Origin of the sequence: Rhodococcus sp. USK13 (assembly GCF_018343855.1) — a bacterium.
Lineage (GTDB): Bacteria > Actinomycetota > Actinomycetes > Mycobacteriales > Mycobacteriaceae > Rhodococcus_F > Rhodococcus_F oxybenzonivorans.
The window spans coordinates 450,791-470,981 of the sequence record NZ_CP069242.1 but is presented as its reverse complement, the minus strand read 5'-3'; the positions used below and the strand labels follow the sequence as shown (position 1 = coordinate 470,981).

18 protein-coding genes are annotated in these 20,191 nt (G+C 66.0%); 12 read left to right on the top strand and 6 right to left on the bottom strand.

What is annotated here, in order from left to right; all coding sequences use genetic code 11:
• Nucleotides 1-10: 10 nt before the first annotated feature.
• The gene (locus JQT59_RS05020; RefSeq protein ID WP_213575041.1) at nt 11-2,362 is read right to left on the bottom strand and encodes a thiamine pyrophosphate-binding protein; all 2,352 of its coding nucleotides are present in this window, start codon (nt 2,360-2,362) and stop codon (nt 11-13) included.
• 272 nt (nt 2,363-2,634) lie between these two features.
• Here JQT59_RS05020 and JQT59_RS05015 point away from each other — a divergent pair, with 272 nt between their 5' ends.
• Nucleotides 2,635-3,111, top strand: coding sequence for an Lrp/AsnC family transcriptional regulator (locus JQT59_RS05015; RefSeq protein ID WP_109325680.1), 477 nt, complete (start codon nt 2,635-2,637; stop codon nt 3,109-3,111).
• 90 nt (nt 3,112-3,201) lie between these two features.
• Nucleotides 3,202-3,900, top strand: coding sequence for a GntR family transcriptional regulator (locus JQT59_RS05010; RefSeq protein WP_249354131.1), 699 nt, complete (start codon nt 3,202-3,204; stop codon nt 3,898-3,900).
• 71 nt (nt 3,901-3,971) lie between these two features.
• Here the strand turns inward: JQT59_RS05010 and JQT59_RS05005 are convergent, their stop codons facing one another.
• From JQT59_RS05005 to JQT59_RS04990, 4 genes are all read right to left on the bottom strand, one after another.
• Nucleotides 3,972-5,972, bottom strand: coding sequence for an acetoacetate--CoA ligase (locus JQT59_RS05005; protein ID WP_213575037.1), 2,001 nt, complete (start codon nt 5,970-5,972; stop codon nt 3,972-3,974).
• 88 nt (nt 5,973-6,060) lie between these two features.
• Nucleotides 6,061-7,827 (bottom strand): FAD-dependent oxidoreductase, encoded by a 1,767-nt coding sequence (locus tag JQT59_RS05000; RefSeq protein ID WP_213575035.1) that lies wholly within the window; start codon nt 7,825-7,827, stop codon nt 6,061-6,063.
• Nucleotides 7,820-8,710 (bottom strand): fumarylacetoacetate hydrolase family protein, encoded by an 891-nt coding sequence (locus tag JQT59_RS04995; RefSeq protein WP_213575033.1) that lies wholly within the window; start codon nt 8,708-8,710, stop codon nt 7,820-7,822. The genes JQT59_RS05000 and JQT59_RS04995 overlap by 8 nt, the downstream gene beginning before the upstream one ends.
• Before the next feature lie 58 nt (nt 8,711-8,768).
• Entirely contained in the window at nt 8,769-9,341 is a 573-nt protein-coding gene (locus tag JQT59_RS04990) for a VOC family protein (RefSeq protein WP_213575031.1), read from the bottom strand.
• Nucleotides 9,342-9,649: 308 nt separating this feature from the next.
• Between JQT59_RS04990 and JQT59_RS04985 the strand changes: the two genes are divergently transcribed.
• The 6 genes from JQT59_RS04985 (at nt 9,650) to JQT59_RS04960 (ending at nt 14,908) form a co-directional block, all read left to right on the top strand.
• Nucleotides 9,650-10,936, top strand: coding sequence for a PucR family transcriptional regulator (locus JQT59_RS04985; protein WP_213575029.1), 1,287 nt, complete (start codon nt 9,650-9,652; stop codon nt 10,934-10,936).
• Between the two features lie 220 nt (nt 10,937-11,156).
• Nucleotides 11,157-11,654, top strand: a complete 498-nt coding sequence (locus JQT59_RS04980; RefSeq protein ID WP_213575027.1) for a flavin reductase family protein — start codon at nt 11,157-11,159, stop codon at nt 11,652-11,654.
• 75 nt (nt 11,655-11,729) lie between these two features.
• Nucleotides 11,730-12,371: a 3,4-dihydroxy-2-butanone-4-phosphate synthase gene (locus JQT59_RS04975; RefSeq protein WP_213575025.1), complete on the top strand. Its 642-nt coding sequence runs from the start codon at nt 11,730-11,732 to the stop codon at nt 12,369-12,371.
• Between the two features lie 144 nt (nt 12,372-12,515).
• Entirely contained in the window at nt 12,516-13,679 is a 1,164-nt protein-coding gene (locus JQT59_RS04970; RefSeq protein ID WP_213575023.1) for an acyl-CoA dehydrogenase family protein, read from the top strand.
• A 124-nt stretch (nt 13,680-13,803) separates the two neighbouring features.
• The gene (locus JQT59_RS04965; protein WP_213575021.1) at nt 13,804-14,430 is read left to right on the top strand and encodes a malonic semialdehyde reductase; all 627 of its coding nucleotides are present in this window, start codon (nt 13,804-13,806) and stop codon (nt 14,428-14,430) included.
• Nucleotides 14,431-14,527: 97 nt separating this feature from the next.
• On the top strand, nt 14,528-14,908 hold the full coding sequence (locus JQT59_RS04960) for a nuclear transport factor 2 family protein (protein ID WP_213575019.1): 381 nt from the start codon (nt 14,528-14,530) through the stop codon (nt 14,906-14,908).
• A 210-nt stretch (nt 14,909-15,118) separates the two neighbouring features.
• Here JQT59_RS04960 and JQT59_RS04955 read toward each other — a convergent pair whose 3' ends face one another.
• Nucleotides 15,119-15,892: an SDR family NAD(P)-dependent oxidoreductase gene (locus JQT59_RS04955; protein ID WP_213575017.1), complete on the bottom strand. Its 774-nt coding sequence runs from the start codon at nt 15,890-15,892 to the stop codon at nt 15,119-15,121.
• 241 nt (nt 15,893-16,133) lie between these two features.
• Here JQT59_RS04955 and JQT59_RS04950 point away from each other — a divergent pair, with 241 nt between their 5' ends.
• The 4 genes from JQT59_RS04950 (at nt 16,134) to JQT59_RS04935 (ending at nt 20,179) form a co-directional block, all read left to right on the top strand.
• Nucleotides 16,134-17,534, top strand: a complete 1,401-nt coding sequence (locus tag JQT59_RS04950; RefSeq protein ID WP_213575015.1) for an MFS transporter — start codon at nt 16,134-16,136, stop codon at nt 17,532-17,534.
• Nucleotides 17,531-18,418 carry a transketolase gene (locus JQT59_RS04945; RefSeq protein ID WP_213575013.1) on the top strand — a complete coding sequence of 296 codons (888 nt, stop codon included), beginning with the start codon at nt 17,531-17,533 and terminating at the stop codon, nt 18,416-18,418. The genes JQT59_RS04950 and JQT59_RS04945 overlap by 4 nt, the downstream gene beginning before the upstream one ends.
• Nucleotide 18,419: 1 nt before the next feature.
• On the top strand, nt 18,420-19,412 hold the full coding sequence (locus tag JQT59_RS04940; protein ID WP_213575011.1) for a transketolase family protein: 993 nt from the start codon (nt 18,420-18,422) through the stop codon (nt 19,410-19,412).
• A gap of 116 nt (nt 19,413-19,528) precedes the next feature.
• The gene (locus JQT59_RS04935; protein ID WP_213575009.1) at nt 19,529-20,179 is read left to right on the top strand and encodes a GntR family transcriptional regulator; all 651 of its coding nucleotides are present in this window, start codon (nt 19,529-19,531) and stop codon (nt 20,177-20,179) included.
• Nucleotides 20,180-20,191 lie beyond the last annotated feature (12 nt).

Below are 20,191 nucleotides of genomic sequence, written 5' to 3'. Positions count from 1 at the left end.
GTCTCGGTGATCAGGGGAGGATGTCGAGCGAGGCGCGGACGATGCTGTCGGTGTCGATGCCGTGGTAGCGGTAGACGTCGTCGAGGGAGCCGACCTGCCCGAACTTGCTGACCCCGAGGCAGGTGCTGCGCACGTGGTTGATGCCGGCGAGGAATGCCAGGGTGTGCGGGTGCCCGTCGAGGACGGTGACGATCGGGGTCGCGCGATCGGCGGGGAAGAGCTGGTCGAGGATCCAGCTGTCACCGGGCCCGCGACCCTGCCGTGCCTGGATCGCTTCGAACAGCAACCCGGGGCTGGTGACGCAGACGACGTCGGCCGGGATGCCCTGTTCGGCGAGGCGATCGGCGGCGGCGAGGGCTTCGGTGATCATCGCGCCCATGGCGACGATGGTGACCTGGGCACCATCCCGGCGCACCAGCGGATACCCGCCGGCCACCACCTGCCGGCGGCGGCGTTCGCGGGCCGCCGGGTCGGTGGGCACCGCGGCCAGGGTTTGATCGACGGGGCGGGTGGACAGCCGCAGGTACGCGGAAGTGCCGTCGGGGCGGCCGAGCCGGCCGATGCTGGCCAGCAGGGTCCACTCGGTGTCGATCGCGAACGCGGGTTCGTAGCTGATGCACCCGGGCTGCTCGAGGCCGATCGACGGGGTTTTGATCGACTGGTGCGCACCGCCTTCGGCGGCCAACGTGACACCGGAGGGGGTACCGACCAGAATCGACTGGCCGCCCGCGTAGATGCCGTAGGACCACGGTTCGAGGGCGCGTTCGACGAACGGGTCGTACATCACTCCGATGGGGAACAGCGGTTGTCCCCACCGGCTCCAGGTGGCGCCGAGTTCACCCATCAGCCCGACCAGGTTGGTTTCGGCGATGCCGAGTTCCATGTGCTGCCCGGTGGGCCGCTCATTCCAGTGCATGATGGTCTCGCGGTCGTCGTCGAACCAGTTGCGACGCTCGGCCGCGGACCACACGCCGACCTTGTTGACCCACCCGCCGAGGTTGGTCGTCGAGCTCACGTCCGGGCTGACGGTGACCACCCGTTTCGCGGCATCGGGTGCTTCGCGGGTCAGATCCAGCAGCACCCGCCCGAGCGCGGCCTGGGTGGTGGCGGTGCCCTTGGGGGTGCGGCCGATGTCGGTGGGAATCGTCAGCGCGGGCGCATTCGGGACCGGGTCCCGGCGCAGCCGCTCCGCGTTGCTCGCGCACCGCTTTCCCGCCGCGGAGTCGGCGGCGAACCGGCCCCACGGATTGACCGGGTCCATGCCCAGATCGGCGGCGAGCGAGGCGTATTCCTCGACCGACAGCAGCGAGGAGTGGTTCTGCGGGTGTCCCTGGGTGGGCAGCCCGTAGCCCTTGATGGTGTAGGCGATGATCACCGTGGGCCGGGTGTCGTCGATCTGCCGGTACGCGGCCGTCAGCGCGGACAGGTCGTGACCGCCGAGGTTACGGATCGCCGCAATCAGGGTGGCGTCGTCGAGGCCGGCGATCAGGCCGCTGATCTCGGAGCTACCGGGGCCGTCGCCGGGCAGTCGGGTGCGAACCTCGTCGGCGCTGCACCGCAGCAACCGCTGGTACTCCGGGTTGGGCATGTCCAGGATCCGGGTGCGCAGCGCCTGCCCACCGGGGCGGGTGAACAACTCTTCGAGCAGCTTGCCGAATTTGACGGTGATCACCTGCCACCCGGCGGCGTCGAACATCTTCTCCAGCCGGTTCGCGGCGATGTTCGGGATCACCCGGTCCAGGGACTGCCGGTTCAGGTCGACTATCCACACCACCTCGCCGAGGTCGGCGATGCCGGGGTCGAGGATTGCCTCCCACACCGCGCCCTCGTCGAGTTCGGCGTCTCCGACGAGGGAGTACTGGCGACCGGTGCCTGCTCCGCCGGTGGTGGTCTGCACGTAGCGGCGGGCCATGGCCCCCCAGATCGGGGCGGTGGCGCCGATGCCGACCGAGCCGGTGGAGTAGTCGACGGTGTCGGGGTCCTTGGACCGGCTGGGGTAGGACTGCAGGCCGCCGAATTCGCGCAGGGTGGTCAGATATTTTTCGTCGAGTTCACCGAGCAGGTAGTTGATGCCGTGGAGCACCGGGGAGGCATGCGGCTTGACCGACACCCGGTCACCCGGTTGGAGCTGTTCGAACCACAGCGAGGTCATGATCGAGACCATCGACGCACAGGACGCCTGGTGACCACCGACCTTCAGGCCGGTGGGATTGGGCCGGATCCGGTTGGCGTGATGGATCATCGAGGTGGAAAGCCACAACACTCGCTGCTGGATCGCTTCGAGTGTCTCCAGGTCCACCGAACCGCCGGCTTCTGCGACGCGGGTCGCGGTCCCGGGGGCGACGGGCAGGGTGTTGTACATCGGATTCTCTTTCCTCACATGTGCGAATCGCTGCGGACGAGCGCAACTACAAGAACAGCTCCGACGGGGTGGCCGAGGAGCAATCCGCTCGACCGGTGACGGGTGCGTGCGGTCGGATGCGGTTTCGGAAATGCGGCGGTGCTGGTCTGGTCTGACCGCCGCCCACCTGTTATAACAGTGGATCAGGAATTTGCCGCCTGCGCAATAGTCGGTGCCGAGAATGAGCAGAATGCACACCGGCGGGGCACTCGAGGAAAGGTGGAATTGGCAAAATGCCAAGCACGCACAAAGCGGACCAGATCGATGCCCGGCTACTGCTCGCGCTCGCCGAGTCACCGCGGGCCACGACCATCGCCCTGGCGGACCGGATAGGACTCTCACGCAACACCGTTCAGGCCCGGATGGGCAAGCTCGACGACTCGCACGCGCTGCGCACATTCGAGCGCCGCATCGACCCGGCGATCCTCGGCTACCCCCTGCAGGCGTACATCCTGACCAACGTCACCCAGCGCAAACTGGCTCGTGTCGGGGCGGCGCTCGACGGCATTCCCGAGGTGCTCGAAGTCCTCGGCCTCAGCGGTGTCGCGGATCTCCTCATCCACGTCGCCGTCCGGGACGCCGACGACTTGTATCGGGTGGCGGGGGACATCCTCGGAATCAAGGGGGTCAAACGCACCACCACCGCTTTGGTCATGCGCGAGATGGTCGACTACCGGATCGCGCCGTTGGTCGAAAAGCTCATCGACTGACACCGGTCGATCCACGCCCGGACCTGCGCGGACCCGGTGTTATAACATGCCATTGAAGGGTGACGCGATGTTGAAGAGACGGAGGTGGTCGTGACAACGAGCACGAGAAACCCGCAACCGCTGGTGCGGTCGCTGACTCCGACCTCCGTTCCCGAACAGGTCGCCAAGGAAATCCGGCGCTCGATTCTCTCCGGTGAACTCCGTCCGGGACAGACGTTCTCGCTGCGGGAAATTTCCGGGCAGCTCGGGGTGAGTTTCATCCCGGTCCGGGAAGCACTCAAAGAGCTCGAAGCGCAGGGTTTGGTGGTGACCCGCCCCGGGAAAAGCGCGATGGTCGCCCCGCTTTCGCACGACGACCTGCACGGTATCTATCGGCTACGACGGCAGCTGGAACCGGAAATCGCCGGGCGCGCCTGCAAAATGCTCGACGATTCAGACTTGCGTCGCCTCGACGGCTACGTGGCCGTGTTCGGCGACGAGAGCCTCGACCTCGACGACATCTACCAGGCACACCACTCCTTCCACTACGAGCTGCTCCGGCCCGCCGCCACCGCATGGGACCTGCGCGTGCTCGACGGCCTGTGGCACGCCGCCGAACGGTATGTCCGGCTGGCATTCTCGGGCCGTGAGGCGGATCCGGACGAGCACGAGCGGCGGGGACATGCGCATTCGGAGGTACTCACCGTCGTGCGCACCCGCAATATGAGGAAGGTCGCCGCAGCGACACGGCGGCACCTCGACGACAACGAACAGATCGCGCTTCGTGCGCTCGACCCGATTGCGCCCTGAACATGGCCGCCCCGGCGCATGTTCATGCCTGCTCTGTGGCCGCCGATGCACCCAGCCTCGGCGGCCTGTCCTCAGGTGAGCGTGGAGGATCCTGCGCGGTGGTGCTGGAACCGCTCCGCGTAGTCGATGTACCAGTCGAGGGCGTCGGTGTCGGCGACGGTGGCCCGGTTGATCGCGGTCTCCGCAGGGACACCCTGGATCAGTTTCTTGACGGGGATTTCGAGCCGCTTGCCTGTGCGGGTGGTGGGAATCGCCGGCACGTCGAAGATTTCGTCCGGGACGTGCCGAGGTGAAGCCTCACGGCGGATAGTGGTTCGAATTTTCTCCACGAGTGCCTCGTCGAGGTCGTATCCGTCGCGCAGTACCACGAACAGCGGCATGTGGTAGCCCCCGTTGGGGAGTTCGGCACCGATCACGAGGGCCTCGGCGATCTCGGGAAGCGCTTCGACGGCCTGGTAGATGTCGGCCGATCCCATCCGGACCCCGCCGCGGTTGATCGTCGAGTCCGATCGACCGTGAACGACGCAGCCGCCGTCGGCTTCAATGGTGATCCAGTCGCCGTGCCGCCAGACCCCGGGATAGACCTCGAAATAGGCTTCGCGGTAACGGATCCCGTCCGGGTCGTTCCAGAAGTAGATCGGCATCGACGGCATCGGTGCGGTGATTACCATTTCCCCGACCTCCCCGACGACCGCTTCACCGTTCTCGGTCCAGGCCTGCACGTCGACCCCCAGATAGGGGCCCTGAAGTTCGCCGGTCCGCACCGGGCTCAGCGGGTTGGCTCCGATGAAGCCGGTGGCGACATCGGTGCCGCCGCTGTCCGAGCCCAGATGAACTTCGCTGCTGACCGTGTCGTAGATCCACCGCCAGGTGCTGTCCGGCAGCGGGGAACCGGTCGACATGATCGACCGCAACCCCGACAGGTCGAAATCGGTCCCGGGCTGGGTGCCGGCCTTCTCACACAACGTCAGGTAGGCGGCACCGGTGCCGAATCGGGTGGCCCCGTACCGGGCGCAGATCTCGAATTGGTGATCGGGCCGCCCGAAAGTGGGGCTGCCGTCGTAGGTGATGATTGTCGCGCCGGTGACCATGGCGTCGACGAGCATGTTCCACACCACCCAGGCGGTGCTGGCGGCGATGAATACCCGATCTTCCGGGCCGAGGTCGTAGTGCAAGGCGTTGGCTTTGAGGGCTTCGAGGAGGATTCCGCCGTGCGAGTGCACGATGCCCTTGGGTAGGCCGGTGGTGCCGGAGCTGTACAGGATCCACAGCGGGTGATCGAACGGCACCTGCTCGTACTCGGGTTGGGCGTCCCCGTCGACGAGGTCGGCGTAGTCGGCGATACTCTGCCGGTGCTCCCCCTCGTAGGGCAGGCCGATATTGTCGACCATGATGGCGTGCCGCACGGTCGGGAGCTGGTCCAACAGGGCGGCGAAGACGTCCCGGCGGTCGACGCGTTTACCGTTGAACTGGTAGCCGTCCACCCCGATCAGCACGGTCGGCTCGATCTGCGCGAATCGGTCGACCAGTCCTTTCGCACCGAAATCCGGTGCGCAACACGACCACACCGCACCGACGCTGGCCGCGGCGAGCACCGCGACGACGGTGGGCGCGATGTTCGGCAGCATCGCGGCGATCCGGTCGCCAGGGCGCACCCCGATCTTCCGGAAGTGCGCGGCGAGGTTGGCGACCTGTGCGACCAGGTCGGCCCGCGAGAGTTCGCCGGTGGTCCCGGTTTCGTCGACCGAGATGATTGCGGGCCCGGCCTGATCGGTATGGCGAAGCAGGTTTTCGGCCCAGTTCAGCCGGGTGCCGGGGAACCACCGCGCCCCGGGCATCTTGGGGTCGGCGAGCGCCGTCTGCGGCGGCGCCGAGGCGATCACGTCGAAGTACTCCCAGATCGAGAGCCAGAACTTCCCGAGGTCGCTGATCGACCAACACCACAGCGAGTCGAAGTCGGTGGTGGAGACGTTCTTCTCCGCCGCGAGCCATCGTTGGTACCGGCTCATGTTCGAGGCGAAGACCCGCTCTGGTGGCGGGGTCCACAACACTTCACGTCCTGGCGCGGTCATTATTGGTGCGTCCTTTCCGGCTCCCCCCGCCACGGGCAGACGACGTTGCCCTGGACTGCCCGTGGCGGGAGGGTTTCGTGCGGTGGTGTCAGCGTGCAAGCACGGTGCCGAGGGCCCGGGTGAGCTCGTCGGCGGGGTCGGCGGCGCCGCCGGCGGCGCGCCAGGCGACGTGGTTGTCCGGGCGGACCAGGATCGCGCCGGTGTCGTCGATCTGGCGGAGCTCGGCCCAGCGGCCGGTGGGGTCGGTGTAGTCGGCACCGTCGCCAATCTGGGCGACCTTGATCTGGACCCCGAACTTGTCCTTGGCCAACCGGGCGGCGTCGGACCAGGCGGCTCCGTCGCCGGCGGTGATGAGCACGAAGTGCGCGTTCTTGCCGGTGAGATCATGGGTGGAGATCTGCCGGCCGTCGTGCTCGAGCCACGCATGCGGGAGGCGGTGCCCGGGGCGGGTGGTTGGGTGGTAGTTGTGCCCCATCGGGTCGCGCGGCGGTGCCTCGGTGCCGTCCGGGACGAGGGCCCCGTCGCGGTAGGCGAAGCCGATTTCGAGGTCGTGGGCCTGGAACTCGGTGCGCTGGGTGTTGATCACCTCGGCCGCACGGGCGCGGCGGGTTTCGCCCATCGGGGTGTCGGAGAAGTAGTCCCGGAACACCTGGATCTGGGCCTCGAGCGGTTGACCGGGGATCAGGCCGAGGCCGGCGTCGACGACCATGTGGTTGAGGAAGGTGAACATGGCCCAGTCGACGTTGCGCATGCCGACGAGCCGGCGTTCGGGCTCGTAGGTGTCGAGCAGGGCAGGGGCGGCGTCACCCTCGAGCACCGCGGCGAGCTTCCAGACCAGGTTGTGGGCGTCCTGGATGGCGGTGTTCAGGCCCAGACCCGTGGTCGGCGGGTGCCTGTGGGCGGCATCACCGGCGAGGAAGATCCGGCCGACCTGGTACTTGTCGGCGAGGACGCCCTCGAGGATCCAGTGGCTGACCTTGTGCACCTCGAGTTCGAGGTCGGGCAGCTTGAGGAGTTCGCGCAGCCGCGGAACGATCGCTTCTTCGTCGAACCGGGCCGGATCGTCGGGGCGGAAGGTGAAGTGCAGGACGAATTCTTCGGAATGCTTGCCCCACGTAGGGCCCATGGCGGCCATGGCACCGCTGTTCCAGGACCCGGCGCCCTCGGGGTTGAGCAGCCAGGTGATCAGGACGTCGTCCTCCCACCACTGCGACAGGTCGGCGGTGAAGTGGGTGCTGACCATGTCGAGAATCCCGGTGGGGCCCTCCATCTTGACACCGAGTTCGGGGCCGACGGTTTTGCCGCCGTCCGCGGCGACCATGTACTGGGCGTGGACGGTGTAGGTCTCCTGCGTGTCGCGGTTCAAGACGACCGCGTGGACCCCGTTCTCGTCCTGCTCGAACGAGACGAGTTCGCGGCCGAAGTGAATCGAGTCCGGTGCCCGCTTCTCCGCGTGCTCACGCAAGAGGGGTTCGAGCCGGATCTGCGGGTAGTTGGTGGACGGGCACGGGCTGTCGACCGCGTAGGCGCTCTCGAGTCGTCCACCGCCGAACGATTCGAGGGTGTACAGGGTGCGCCCGTCCAGTTCACCGTCGCCGCCGAGCGAGGTGACCCACCGGGTCTTGCCCATGTTCTTCGGTGGGGTGCCGACCTCGTAGATCGAGTCCGCGACCCCGACCTGGCGCAGCACCTCCATGGTGCGCTGGTTGAGGTAGTGGGCCTTAGGCAGGTGCGAGGTGCTGGTGTGCCGCTCGACGAGATGGTGGTCGATGCCGTGCTCGGACAGCAGGATCGAGGTGGTCAGTCCACACCCGCCTCCGCCGACGATGAGGACGGGAACGGTGATGTCAGACATGGCTGGTGCTCCTGGAAACGGTGGTGAGTGGGTGTGGACGGGTTGCGGCGGTGAAGTGGTGGCGCATCTCGCCTATGGTGTCGGCCCGGCTGACGAGTTCGTCGTCGACGCCGATGAGCCGTTTCGGGTCGCGGGTGAAGCCGATACCCGACGGGGTGCCGGTGAAGATGAGGTCGCCTGGGCGCAGCGGCAGAATCGACGACAGGTAGGACACGAGGACCGGGATCGGGAAGATCAGGTGCCGGGTGCGCGAGTTCTGCATCAGCTCGCCCGACAGGATCGTGCTGACCTCGATGTCGTCGGCGTTCTCGAATTCGTCGGGGGTGACCAGCACCGGTCCGATCGGGGCGAATCCGGCGAACGACTTGCCGAGGCCGAATTGCTGCGGTGGGGGACCGGACAGCTGCAGGTCCCGCTCGGACAGGTCCTGGCCGAGGGTAAGCCCGGCAACATAATTCCAGCCCTCGGAGACGGGGACGTGTCGGGCTTCCTTGCCGATGACCACCACGAGTTCGACCTCGAAATCGACTGAGCCGCCGGGGTGTTCGATGGTGTCATAGGGGCCGGTGATCGACGCGGGGAACTTGGTGAACACGAACGGAGCGTCGGGCAGCGTCAGCCCGGACTCCTCGACGTGATCGGCATAGTTCACGCCGATGGCGAAGATCTGGCCGGGCCGGGGAACCGGAGCACCCAGCTCGGACTCGACCACCGGTGTTCCGTCGGTGAAGTCCACCGTGGTTGCCCATGAGGTGAACTCGTCCCACCGGTCGAAAATCTGCTGGGGTTCGGCGGAAAAACGACCCCCGCTGGCCGTCTCGACGTCGACGGCGATCCCGCCCGCCACGACCTGGAGTCGGCCGGCTTGGTTTGCCACGCGCATGAGAAAAAGTCCTTAGTTGAGAGTGGAGTGCCGCTGGGTCGGGCTGAGCGCGATCAGCTCAGCTGGTCAGTGCCGCCATCGGGTCGGGCAGGTCCGGGCTGGTCTGCAGAGCCCAGGAGTGGGTGGTGATCTCCGAAACCGGAGTGCCCTGGGCGAGTGCTTCGCGCATCCGCTCCGGGACGAACGACACGCCGACCGGGTTGCTGCCGTACTCGGGGCCGTTCATGTACGCCGTCGCCTCGTCGGGCGTGGTGAAGTTGTCGATCTGCAGCTCGACGAAGTTGCCGTCCGGATCCTGGTAGTACAGGGACGTCGTGACGCCGTGCTGGATGGGCACCTTCGGCTCGATGCCCTTCTCCTTCAACGAGTCGTACCGATCGAGAAGATCCTCGAGAGCGTCGAAGGTGTATGCGGTGTGGTGCATGCCCGCCGCACCCGGATTGCGGGGTTCGAGCTGAACCGGGGCGCCGAGCAGCGCGACCCGGTGATGCTCCTCGTCGAAGGTGATGAAGCACAGTCCGTGCCCTTCGTAGACCACGTGCGCATCCAGCACGGTGCAATACCAGTCGCGCATCTCCTCGAACCGGCTCGTCTGCAAGACGACGTGCGCGAACTTGGGGGTGGCGGTCATCGTTGACTCCTTCGATTCCAATCACGGTCGGGTGACCGCGAGGGATGTGTGACACCCGGATTCGAAATGCCGTTCCACAGCTATGGTGGATTCCTACCGGGCAATGTTTGACAACAGCTCGCGTTGCCGCGAACCCCTCACAGAGACACATTGCTGTGGTCCCCGTCACGTTGTGGTCTTCCCATTTTCACGAGAATCGGTCGCGGATGGCTAGTGGCTGGGCAACAGGAAGTTGGAGGGAAATTGGTTCACAGCCCAATTCGGGAGATGTGTTCGCTGTAGCGTTGAGGCGGTAGAAAGGATGTCGGGTGCCGCACTGGACTGGTCAACTTGCGGGAACACGCGCCCCGCAATCGGAGCTCGAGTGGCTCAGCCCGGACGCCGAACGCGTTCGAGCCGTCCTCGGCGACGGCGCGGTGACCTGGGCCGTCGAAGTCGGCCAGGACATTGCCGCAAAAATCTCTCGGAAAGTCCCTGCAATGGGCGACGGAGCGCCACCCCTGGACGCGATTCGGCGAGCCACCACGGCGACCGCGTTTCGGGCACTGACCCTAGTCGCGGGAATCGGCGAGTCGGAACCCACTCTGGCCAGTGCCGAGGTGGAGGACATCGCCAGAGACTTCGCCCGCCGGGGTATGGAGCTCGACGATCTGCTCCGGACCATCCGCGTCGGGTATGCCGTTTTGGCGGCCGCACTTCTCGACGGAGCCACCCGGCTGGTGGTGCCGACCGAGAGCGGCGCCGAGATTCGTCGCATCTCCCTGCTCCTCTTCGAGGTGCTCGACGACTTCACCGGGGTGGCCGCCGCGGCCTTCCTCGATGAGCAGAGCGCGTGGGCAGCGGGGGTGTCGGCGGCCCGGCTCGACCTCGCCACCAAGATCATCGCTGCGGACCCCATCGAACTCGGCCACGCCGAACAGGTCCTCGGCTACCCACTCGGTGGGCACCACGTGGCCATCATTGCGTGGAGCGGTCCGCACTCGAGCCACGACCTGCGGGCCGTCGTCGACCCGGTGCTCCGGCACTGGGGAACGCCGACAGCAACACTGGTGATACCCATCGGCCTCCAGGCGATCTGGGCGTGGGGAGCGATCACCCCGGATCCGACCCGAGCCCTGACCTCCTCCCTACCCGACTTCGGTGACACCTTCGTCGTCGCCGGCCAACTCGGCTCCGGGATGGAAGGATTCCGCCGAAGCCACCTCGAGGCCAGGGCCGTCGAGCGACTGGTTCGACTCCGTTCGGGCCATCCACCCACCACCACCGCTCACGAGCACATCGGTCTGGAAGTGCTCCTGCTCGCCGACCCGGAAGCCGCGGTGCAGTTCGCCTCCCGCCTGCTCGGCCCGCTCGCCGGTGAAGACCCCCGGATGGCCGACCTGCGGTCGACTTTGAGCCTCTATCTCGACATGGACCACAGTCTGGCCAAAGTTGCTTCGGCAGAGCATATTTCCAAGAACACGGTGACCTATCGAGTGCAGAAGGCCTTGAGCCTGTGCACGCCCCCCGGTGAATCGACCACGGACCTGCGTGCCGCGCTCCGCATTTATGAGTGGCTCCGAGACACCCCCATCGCTCAGTGGGAGCGATCGTAGGTCGATAGGCCGAACCCGCCACCCGACTGGTCCAGAAACCAAAAGTCGGCGACAACGCTGGGCTCTGCAGTAGTGCGATCTGGGCAACTTTTGCGGTCTACTTGTGGTGCAGAACACAGCGGGTGGTGAAAGCCCGAAGGCCAGCGGCACCCGTCCCGTCCCGCTCGTATTCCACGGTTCGTTGCGCTGAGAGCCGCAGTCGACAGAAGGAAGATTTACCATGCATACCCCCTCGAGTCCTGTCCAGGAAGCGTTCAAAGATGTGATGGCACACGTGGCCACTCCAGTCGCCGTCGTGACCTCCATGGACGGTGGCCTACCCTTCGGCACCACCGTCAGCGCCTTCACCTCCTTGTCGATGACACCGCCGATGGTCCTGGTCTCCTTGGACCGCGGCTCGGAGACGCTCGAACTGATCACGGCATCGAAGAAGTTCGGTTTGAACGTGTTGGGCCGCGACCAGCACGGCACGGCGCTGAAGTTCGCGAAGAAGGGCGGAGTAGGCAAGTTCCATGGCGTGCGGTGGGACCTCGACCACGAACTTCCCCGAATCGCCGGCGCCGCCGGCTGGATCGCCTGTCACGTCGAGCAGTTCGTCGAGGGCGGAGACCATGTGGTCGTGCTTGGCAACGTCGTTGCGGCAGAGAACAACTACAGCGACCCGCTCACCTATCACCGCCGCGTATTCGGCACGCACTCGGCGCTCGAATCCGCATAACTACCGGCCTCGATTACGCCGCCGCCAGAGCACTTCGACAGCACCCCCGAAATAACCTGCAAAGGAAGGCACGCCATGACGACCTCGTTAGCGCCCCGCGCCACGCACCATCGGTCATGGTCGACAATCGCAGCCGGTAGTCGCGCCCTCGCCGCCGGCGAGCTGATCATCCTGAGCCATCACCGCCGCGTCGTGCTCGTCGGGTGCGCCGGCGCCGCGACCACCGAGCAGATGGCCTTCCTGATCCGCCACACCACAGGATTCCTGCAGGTAGCGCTGCACGAACGGACCTGTGACCGTCTCGTACTGCCGGAAGCGACCCCCACGGTTCGGGCCAGCTCCACGCTCGGCCACGGCCAATGTGTCACCGTCGACGCCGCCGCCGGCATCACCACCGGGATCTCTGGCGCCGACCGGGCGCGCACGGCACGCATCCTCGCCGACCCGGCCACGGAACCAGGCGATCTCACCAGGCCCGGGCACCTGATCCCGGTTCGCGTGACACCCATAGAGTTCCGTACGCGCCTGACCACCGCGTCAGTCGCTCTCGCGCTCACCGACGCGGCTGAATCCCACTACTCGGGCGCGGTGTTCGCCGACCTCGACGGCATCGCCGACCCGACAGACGTCGGCGATCGAGACGATGCCGAGATCCTTGCCGACCGGTACGGGCTCACACTCGTCGCCGGCCCGGAACCCGAGGGCATCTTCCGCTGACACCCCCGCCGTGCCGTTCGCGACGCGACACGCACACCGAGCAAGCCGGCATCGACACACCTCAGGCGCGGTTCCGGCATGCCCAGAAGCACCCAGATCGCCCCCAGACGCTGAGAAACACCACCCCACACATCGGAGGAAACAATGGACATCACCCGCACCGAACTCATGGACCGGGTGCACGCCCTGGTACCTGCCTTCGCCGAACGCGCACAGAAGACCGAGGAGAACCGTGCTCCCCTCGACGAGACGATCACCGACCTCATCGACTCGGGAATCCTGGCCACGCTGACCCCCAAGGAGTACGGCGGACTCGAACTCGGACTCGACGTCGCCGCCGATATCGTCCGCACCATCAGCGCGGTCTGTCCGTCGACCGGGTGGGTCACCTCCTTCTACATCGGGGCAGCCTGGCGGGTGAACATCTTCACCGAACAGGCCCAACGAGAGGTGTTCGCCGACAAGCCCTACACCCTCACCGCAGGTACCGCGGCCCCGCTCGGGCAGGTGCAGAAGGTCGACGGCGGCTACCGCATCACCGGGCAGACGGCATGGAACTCCGGCTCGGTGCACGCGGAGTGGTTCACCTTCGCCGGTGTGGTGTTCGAGGAGGGCAGCGCCCCGACCCCGTTGTGGTTCCTGGTGCCCCGCGAGGACGTCAAGATCCTCGACACCTGGTACATCGCCGGCATGTCCGGAACCGGCAGCAATGACATCAGCGTCGAGGACGTGTTCGTCCCGGAGTACCGCACCGGGCCGTTCGCCCTCGCACTCGCCGGTGCCGCTCCCGGGCAGCTGATCCACCCCAATCCCATGTACCACCTGCCCTTCCTGCCGTTCGCGATGGCCGAGGTCACCCCGGTCGTCGTCGGTGCGCTACGCGGTGCGGCGGACGCGTTCGTCCAGCGCACCAAGGACCGGCAGGGAACAATCAGCCAGGAGAAGGCCTCCGGCAAGCAGGCCGCCCAGATGCGCCTCGGCCGGGCGCTGGCCGCGGCGGACGCCGCCGAAACCCTCCTCGACGCCTTCTTCGAGCGCCTCACCGCGCAGCGACCTGAGCAGTCCGACCCCCGCGATCGTGCCGAAATGAAGCTCAAGGCAGCATATTTGGCGGACCTGGCCCGCAACGCCCTCAACGACATGGTTCGCGGAATCGGTGGGGACGGGTACCGGACCTCAGCACCGATCCAGCGATTCTTCCGTGACCTGTCCGTGCTGTCGGTGCACGCATTCCTCGACATCGATACGGCCTCGGAAACCATTGGTCGGTTCACCCTCGACCTTCCTGTCGCCGATCCGCTCCTCTGACCGGATTGCTACCACCTCATCACGATCCTCGGTCGCCAGCTCGAACCGCGGTCGAGGCTCGGGAGGGGCAATCGAGCAACCGCACAGCACCCGATCCGCGTTCCCGCACCACCGCCTGCAAAGGATGAGGAAAAGAGCACCGGTGAACAACAATTCGACGATCGAACATCTCGACGACGCCGCCAGAGACCTGCTGTTCGCGGGCGCACGAACAGTCAACAACTTCGCCCCGGCCCCGGTCAGCGACGACGAACTCGCACGGATCTGGGAAATGACCCGCTGGGCGCCTACGGCAGCGAACTCCCAGCCGATGCGCGTGTACTTCATCCGCACTGACGCCGCGCGCCGCCGACTGCTCGATCATCTCGACGAGGGAAACCGTGAGAAGACGGCGTCAGCCCCCGTCACCGCAATTCTCGCGGTAGACAGCGAATTTCACGAGCACCTGCCCCGGCTGCTGCCCATCCGGCCACAGATCCGTGACGACTTCGCCGACAACGACGCGCTGCGCGAGCGCACCGGCAACTTCAACGCCGCCCTGCAGGCGGGGTACTTCATCCTCGCCATCCGTGCCGCCGGTTTGGCGGCCGGGCCGATGGCCGGCTTCGATCCGGCAGGAATAGACACCGAATTCTTGTCCGGAACCTCCTGGAGGTCCATCCTGGTCGTCAACATCGGGCACCCCGGCGAGAATCCGTGGATCGAGCGTCTGCCCAGACTCGATTCGGAAGAGACCGTGCACTGGGCCTGAGGGCGATAGACCGCTCTCCGAACGTGGCATCTCGAGTCCAGATCGACCCCACACAGTGCGGGGCCATCCCTTCACATCACCAGAGAAAGAGAGTTCGATGACCACAGCCACGACCGAGGTCGAGACCACCCGTAAACTCCTCGAAGCCGCCGACACCGACATCGCAGCGTTCTTCGACTTCTTCTCCGACGACTGCGTATTCCGGATGGGAAACAACGCCCCCGTCATCGGGAAGAGCGCGATCCAAGCCTGGGTAGCGCAGTACCTGACCTCTGTGGTGTCGATGCGCCACGAGATCATCGAAGAATGGTCGGAAGGCAACGTCGCCGCGCTCCGGGTGGAGGTCACCTACACCTTGCAGAACGGTGAATCCTTCACGCTCCCGGCCGTCACGCGCACCCGCGTCGAGAACAACAAGGTGACCGAGTACCTGATCTTCATGGACCCCAGCCCCGTTGTCTCGAGCAGCACGAAATAGGGGGTCCGGTGCCTGCCGGCCCCTAGTGGGTCGGCATCCTGAAAGCGACACCGGGCGTTGAGCCGGCTTGACCCTTGCGGGACAGACCGGACAGGTAGCGATCTGGGTCCAATGGCCGCAGTGGGTTCACCGCACGGGGGCATCGTTCGGCAGAACACGGACCATCTGCTGTGTGACGTCGAGCGATACCCCGTTGCCACGCCCGCCAACTCAGTGCAGGTGGCTGCCGCCATTGATGTCGACGGTGGTTCCGGTGAGGTAGGCGGCGTCGTCGGAGGACAGGAAGGTGATCACCGCGGCGACCTCGGTGGTGGTGGCGACCCGGCCGAGGGGAATGTCGCGGCACAGTGCGGCTTCCGTTTCGGCGGTGCTGCCGACGCGGATGCTGGTGTCGACCGCGCCGGGGGTGACGGCGTTGACGGTGACTCCGCTGTCGCCAAGTTCGCGTGCGAGGGACTTGGTGAAACCGAGGATCGCGGCTTTCGCGGAGGAGTAGGGCACCTTACCGAAAACTCCGCCACCGCGCTGGGCGGAGACCGACGACATGTTCACGACCCGTCCCCAGCCGTTGTCGATCATGGTCGGCAAGAACGCGCGGGTGACGAGGTAGGTACCGGTGGCGTTGACCGCCATCACCTTGTTCCACAGTTCCAGGGTGGTCTCGAGGAACGGTACCGGTGAGGTGATGCCCGCAATGTTCGCGAGCGCACCTACGGCGGGGAGGTTCCCGCCTGCAACTTCGGTGGCGACGGCGTCGTGCGCCCGCTGGACCGAGTTCTCGTCGGCGACGTCGATGTCGTGACCGAAGGCCGGGACACCGAACTCGTTGCCGATCTCGGCGGCGACCTTCGCGGACTTCTCGCCGTCGAGGTCGAGAACGACGATCGCCCAGCCGCCTTCGGCGTAGCGGCGGGCGGTGGCGAGACCGATGCCACGCTCGGAAGTGGCGCCGGTGACGACGGCGGTGCGCTGGATGGACGACATGATCGCTCCTCGTTGTTGGAAATCTGACCGTTCCCGGGTGATGCGATGGACAGGCGGAACCGGTCGACGATGCGGTAAGTGACTGCCACCACAGTAGGCAGATCAACTGTTAACAGTCAACCGTCATCGGGTGACGGTTGACATATGGACGTGGCTCGCATCACACTGTTGAGACGCCAATGTTGACAGTCAACAAATCGGCGGCAATCGTAGAAACCGGCAGCCCGAAGAGGAGTCACCCATGAGTACCGAAACACTCAGGATGCGAGGTCCTGTCCACGGCACGAAGGACGCCAAGCGCGTCGCAATCGGCTCCTCGGTGGGGGCGGTCATCGAGACCTACGACTTCATCGGGTTCGGCACGGCCGCGGCGTTGTACTTCGGTACGGCCTTCTTCCCCGGTGCCGATCCGGTCACGGGCACACTCGCGGCCTTCGCGACGCTGGGTGTCGGTTTCGCTGCGCGCCCGCTCGGCGGGGTACTCGGCGGGCACCTCGGAGACAAGCTGGGCCGCAAACCGGTTCTGGTGGCCTCGCTGATCGCGATGGGTCTGGCCACCTTCGCGATCGGACTGTTGCCGACCTATTCGCAGGTGGGGCTGATTGCGCCGGTGCTGCTGGTTCTGGTTCGTATCGTCCAGGGTCTCGCCTTCGGCGCCGAGTGGGGCGGTGCGATCTTGATGAGCTACGAACACGCCCCATGGAAGTCGAAGGGGAAATACACCGGCATCGTGCAGGCCGGCTTCCCCGTCGGGCTGCTACTCGCGAATCTGGTGTTCCTGTTCAGCGTGCACCTCGGCGGCGACTGGGCGTGGCGCGTGCCCTTCCTCGCGAGCATTGTCCTGGTCATGGTCGGGTTGGTCATTCGGTCGAAGGTTCCCGAGTCGCCGGTCTTCGAGGACGTGAAGAACGAGGGCGAGATCGTCAAGTCGCCGGTGCTCGACTCCATCAAGTACGACTGGCGCAACATCCTGCGCGGCATCGCACTCCGTGTTGCCGAGACCGCGGGCTACGCGGTGTCGATCACCTACATGATTTCCTACCTGCACAATGAGGGTCTCGCCGGAAAATCCGAAACACTTGTCGCCCTGTGCATCGCGTCCGCGATCGGCATCTTCGCCACCATGGCGTGGGCCCGACTCACCGACCGCATCGGACGCCGACCCCTCTACATCGGGTCCTGCGCGTTCGCGGCACTCTTCGGTGTCCCGATGTTCCTGCTGGTCAACACGGGCGTGTTCATTCTCATCATCGCCACCATCGTGATCTCCTACGCCGTCTGCCAGAACTCGCTGGCGGGGGCGCAGGGTGCCTGGTTCCCCGAACTGTTCGACGCCGCCCGCCGATCGTCGGGAGCCTCACTCGCGTACCAGATCTCCGCGATGGTCTCCGGCTTCACGCCTTTCGTCACCACGTTGCTGTTCGTCTCCTTCGGCTGGTGGGGGCCGGCGCTGCTGTTCAGCACGTACGCCCTGATCGGACTCTGGGCAGCGCTGATCACCAAGGAAACCTGGGGACCCACCGAGCGACGCCTCGCTGACGAGGCGGTGGTGAGCGCCGATTCCAAAAGCGCCGGCGCACCCACCACAACCACGAATACCGGCACGACGAACACGATCCGCAAGGAAAAGGAACTCCTGTGACCACAACAACCGCCGCCGCCGCGGCCGACGCCACCACCGGTGAAGCATCGCGGATCGCCGCTATCGAGCAGTTCGCCTACAGGATGCGGCACAACATCATCGACATGGGTGAGGAGCAGGGCCAGGGGTATGTCGGGCAAGGGCTTGGGGCCGCCGACATCTTCGCCACCGTCTACGCCGATCAACTCCGCTACCGCGCCGACGACCCGCACTGGGAAGGCCGGGATCGCTTCCTGCTCTCCACCGGCCACTACGCCATCGGCCACTACGCCGCCCTCGCCGAAGCGGGCATCATCCCGCGCAGCGAACTGGAAACCTACGGTTCCGACGACTCGCGCCTACCGATGTCGGCGATGTCCACCTACACCCCCGGCATGGAAATCTCGGGTGGATCCCTCGGACACGGACTGACCATCGCGGTCGGAATGGCGCTCGGGTTGCGTCACCAGCACTCCACCGCCCGCATCTTCAATTTCCTCTCCGACGGCGAACTCGACGAGGGCTCGACGTGGGAAGCGGCGATGGGCGCCCACCATCACCGGCTCGGCAATCTCACCGCGATGGTCGACATCAACGCCCTGCAGGCCGACGGGGCAACCTCGACCGTCCTGAGTACCGAACCGGTACACGAGAAGTGGGCGGCGTGCGGCTGGCACGTCGAGCGCGTCGACGGCAACGACGTCACCGCCCTCGTGGGTGCATTCGACAACGCCGCCGCCGAATCCGACGGCAAGCCGTCGATCATCCTCTGCGACACCAAGGTCGGTAAAGGCGTGCCCCTGCTCGAGACCCGGGAGAAGGCGCACTTCATGCGCATCGAGGAACACGAGTGGCAGATCTGCCGCGACCAACTGGCCGCCGGCTGCAACGACAAGGACGCCTGAGATGACCACCGCCAGTAAGCCGAAGCTCAAGACGTCGGCGATGATCGCCTCGTTCGTCGACGACGGCCAAAAGACCACCACGGCGCCGTTCGGACACGCCCTCGTGAAAGCCGCCCGGGAGAACGACAACATCGTCGGCCTGTCCGCCGACCTCGCCAAGTACACCGATATGCACATCTTCGCGCAGGAGTTCCCCGACCGGTTCTTCCAGATGGGGATGGCCGAGCAGCTGTTGTTCGGCGCCGCCGCGGGGATGGCCGAGACCGGGCTGGTTCCGTTCGCATCCACGTACTCGGTATTCGCCGCACGCCGCGCCTACGACTTCCTGTGCCTCGACATCGCCGAACCGAATCTCAACGTCAACATCATCGGCGGACTCCCCGGCCTGACCACCGGCTACGGTCCCAGCCACCAGGCGACCGAGGACATGGCCATCTTCCGTGGCATCCCCAACCTCACGATCGTCGATCCGTGTGACTCGGTGGACATCGAACAGGCCGTCCCGCAACTCGCCGCCTCCGACGGCCCCACCTACCTGCGGCTGCTGCGCGGGAAGGTCGCGACTGTGCTCGACGAGTACGACTACACCTTCGAGCTCGGCAAGGCGAAGGTGCTCCGCGGCGGCAACGACGTCGTCTTCGTCACCAGCGGGCTGATGACGATGCGCGCACTGCAGGCCGCCGCCCGACTCGCCGAGCACAACGTCGACGTGGCGGTCGTGCACACGCCCACGATCAAACCGTTCGACGCCGAGACCGTCCTCGCCGAGGTGAACACCGACCGGCTGGTGGTCACCCTGGAGAACCACACCGTGATCGGCGGGCTTTTCGAAACCGTGGCCGCCGCCGTCGTCACTGCCGGACTCGGTAAACGCATCGTGCCGATCGCCCTACCCGACCAGTTCCTCGACGCGGGCGCCCTGCCCACCCTGCACGAACGGTACGGCCTCAGCACGGACCGTATCGTCGCCAAGGTTCTGGGCGAACTGGCATGACCAGCTCGTACGGCCCTCGCCGCAGGCCCGGCGGCGGGGGCCGTACGATGGCTGTCAACAGGTTGCTGTCAACAGACCTTTGTCGACAGTTGATCGCAGATCCCACGGAGGCAACCATGGCCGGACAACCCGCCGCACTGCTCGGGCTGGAGAAGACCAGTCTCCGTCAGCAAGCCGTCGCCGCCTTGCGGGTCGCGATCACCAGCGGGGAACTCGCGCCGAGCAGCCCCCTCGTGGAGACCGAACTGTCCGAGAAGCTGCAGATCAGCCGCGGCACGCTCCGCGAGGCGATGCGGCAGCTCCAGCAAGAAGGATTGATCACGGCAGGCGCGCGCGGTCGCCTTTATGTCCGGCATCTCGATTCCAAGGAGATCCGCGACATCTTCGCCGTTCGCGCCGCACTCGAGGCGCTGGCGGTCCGGGAACTCGCCGGCCTGGCCGACCGCACCACCGTCATCGCGGAGTTGCGCGCTGCCCTCGAGGTCATGGACACCGCCGTTCTCGAAGCCCGCATCGAGGCCGATCTGAACTTCCACCGCACCATGTGCGCTCTCACCGGTAACGACACACTGGTGCACTCGTGGATCTCCCTCGAAGGGTCCATCCGGATGTCGATCATGTTCGCCGGCCTCGATCGCGCCGTCGGCAACATGGACGTCGGCCGCCACAGTGCCATCGTCGACGCCATCGAAACCGGTGATGCCGATGAGGCCGCCCGTGCGATCCAGACCCACATGGATTGGGCGGCAGCAAACCTCGTCGCCTGAACACCCCCCCGA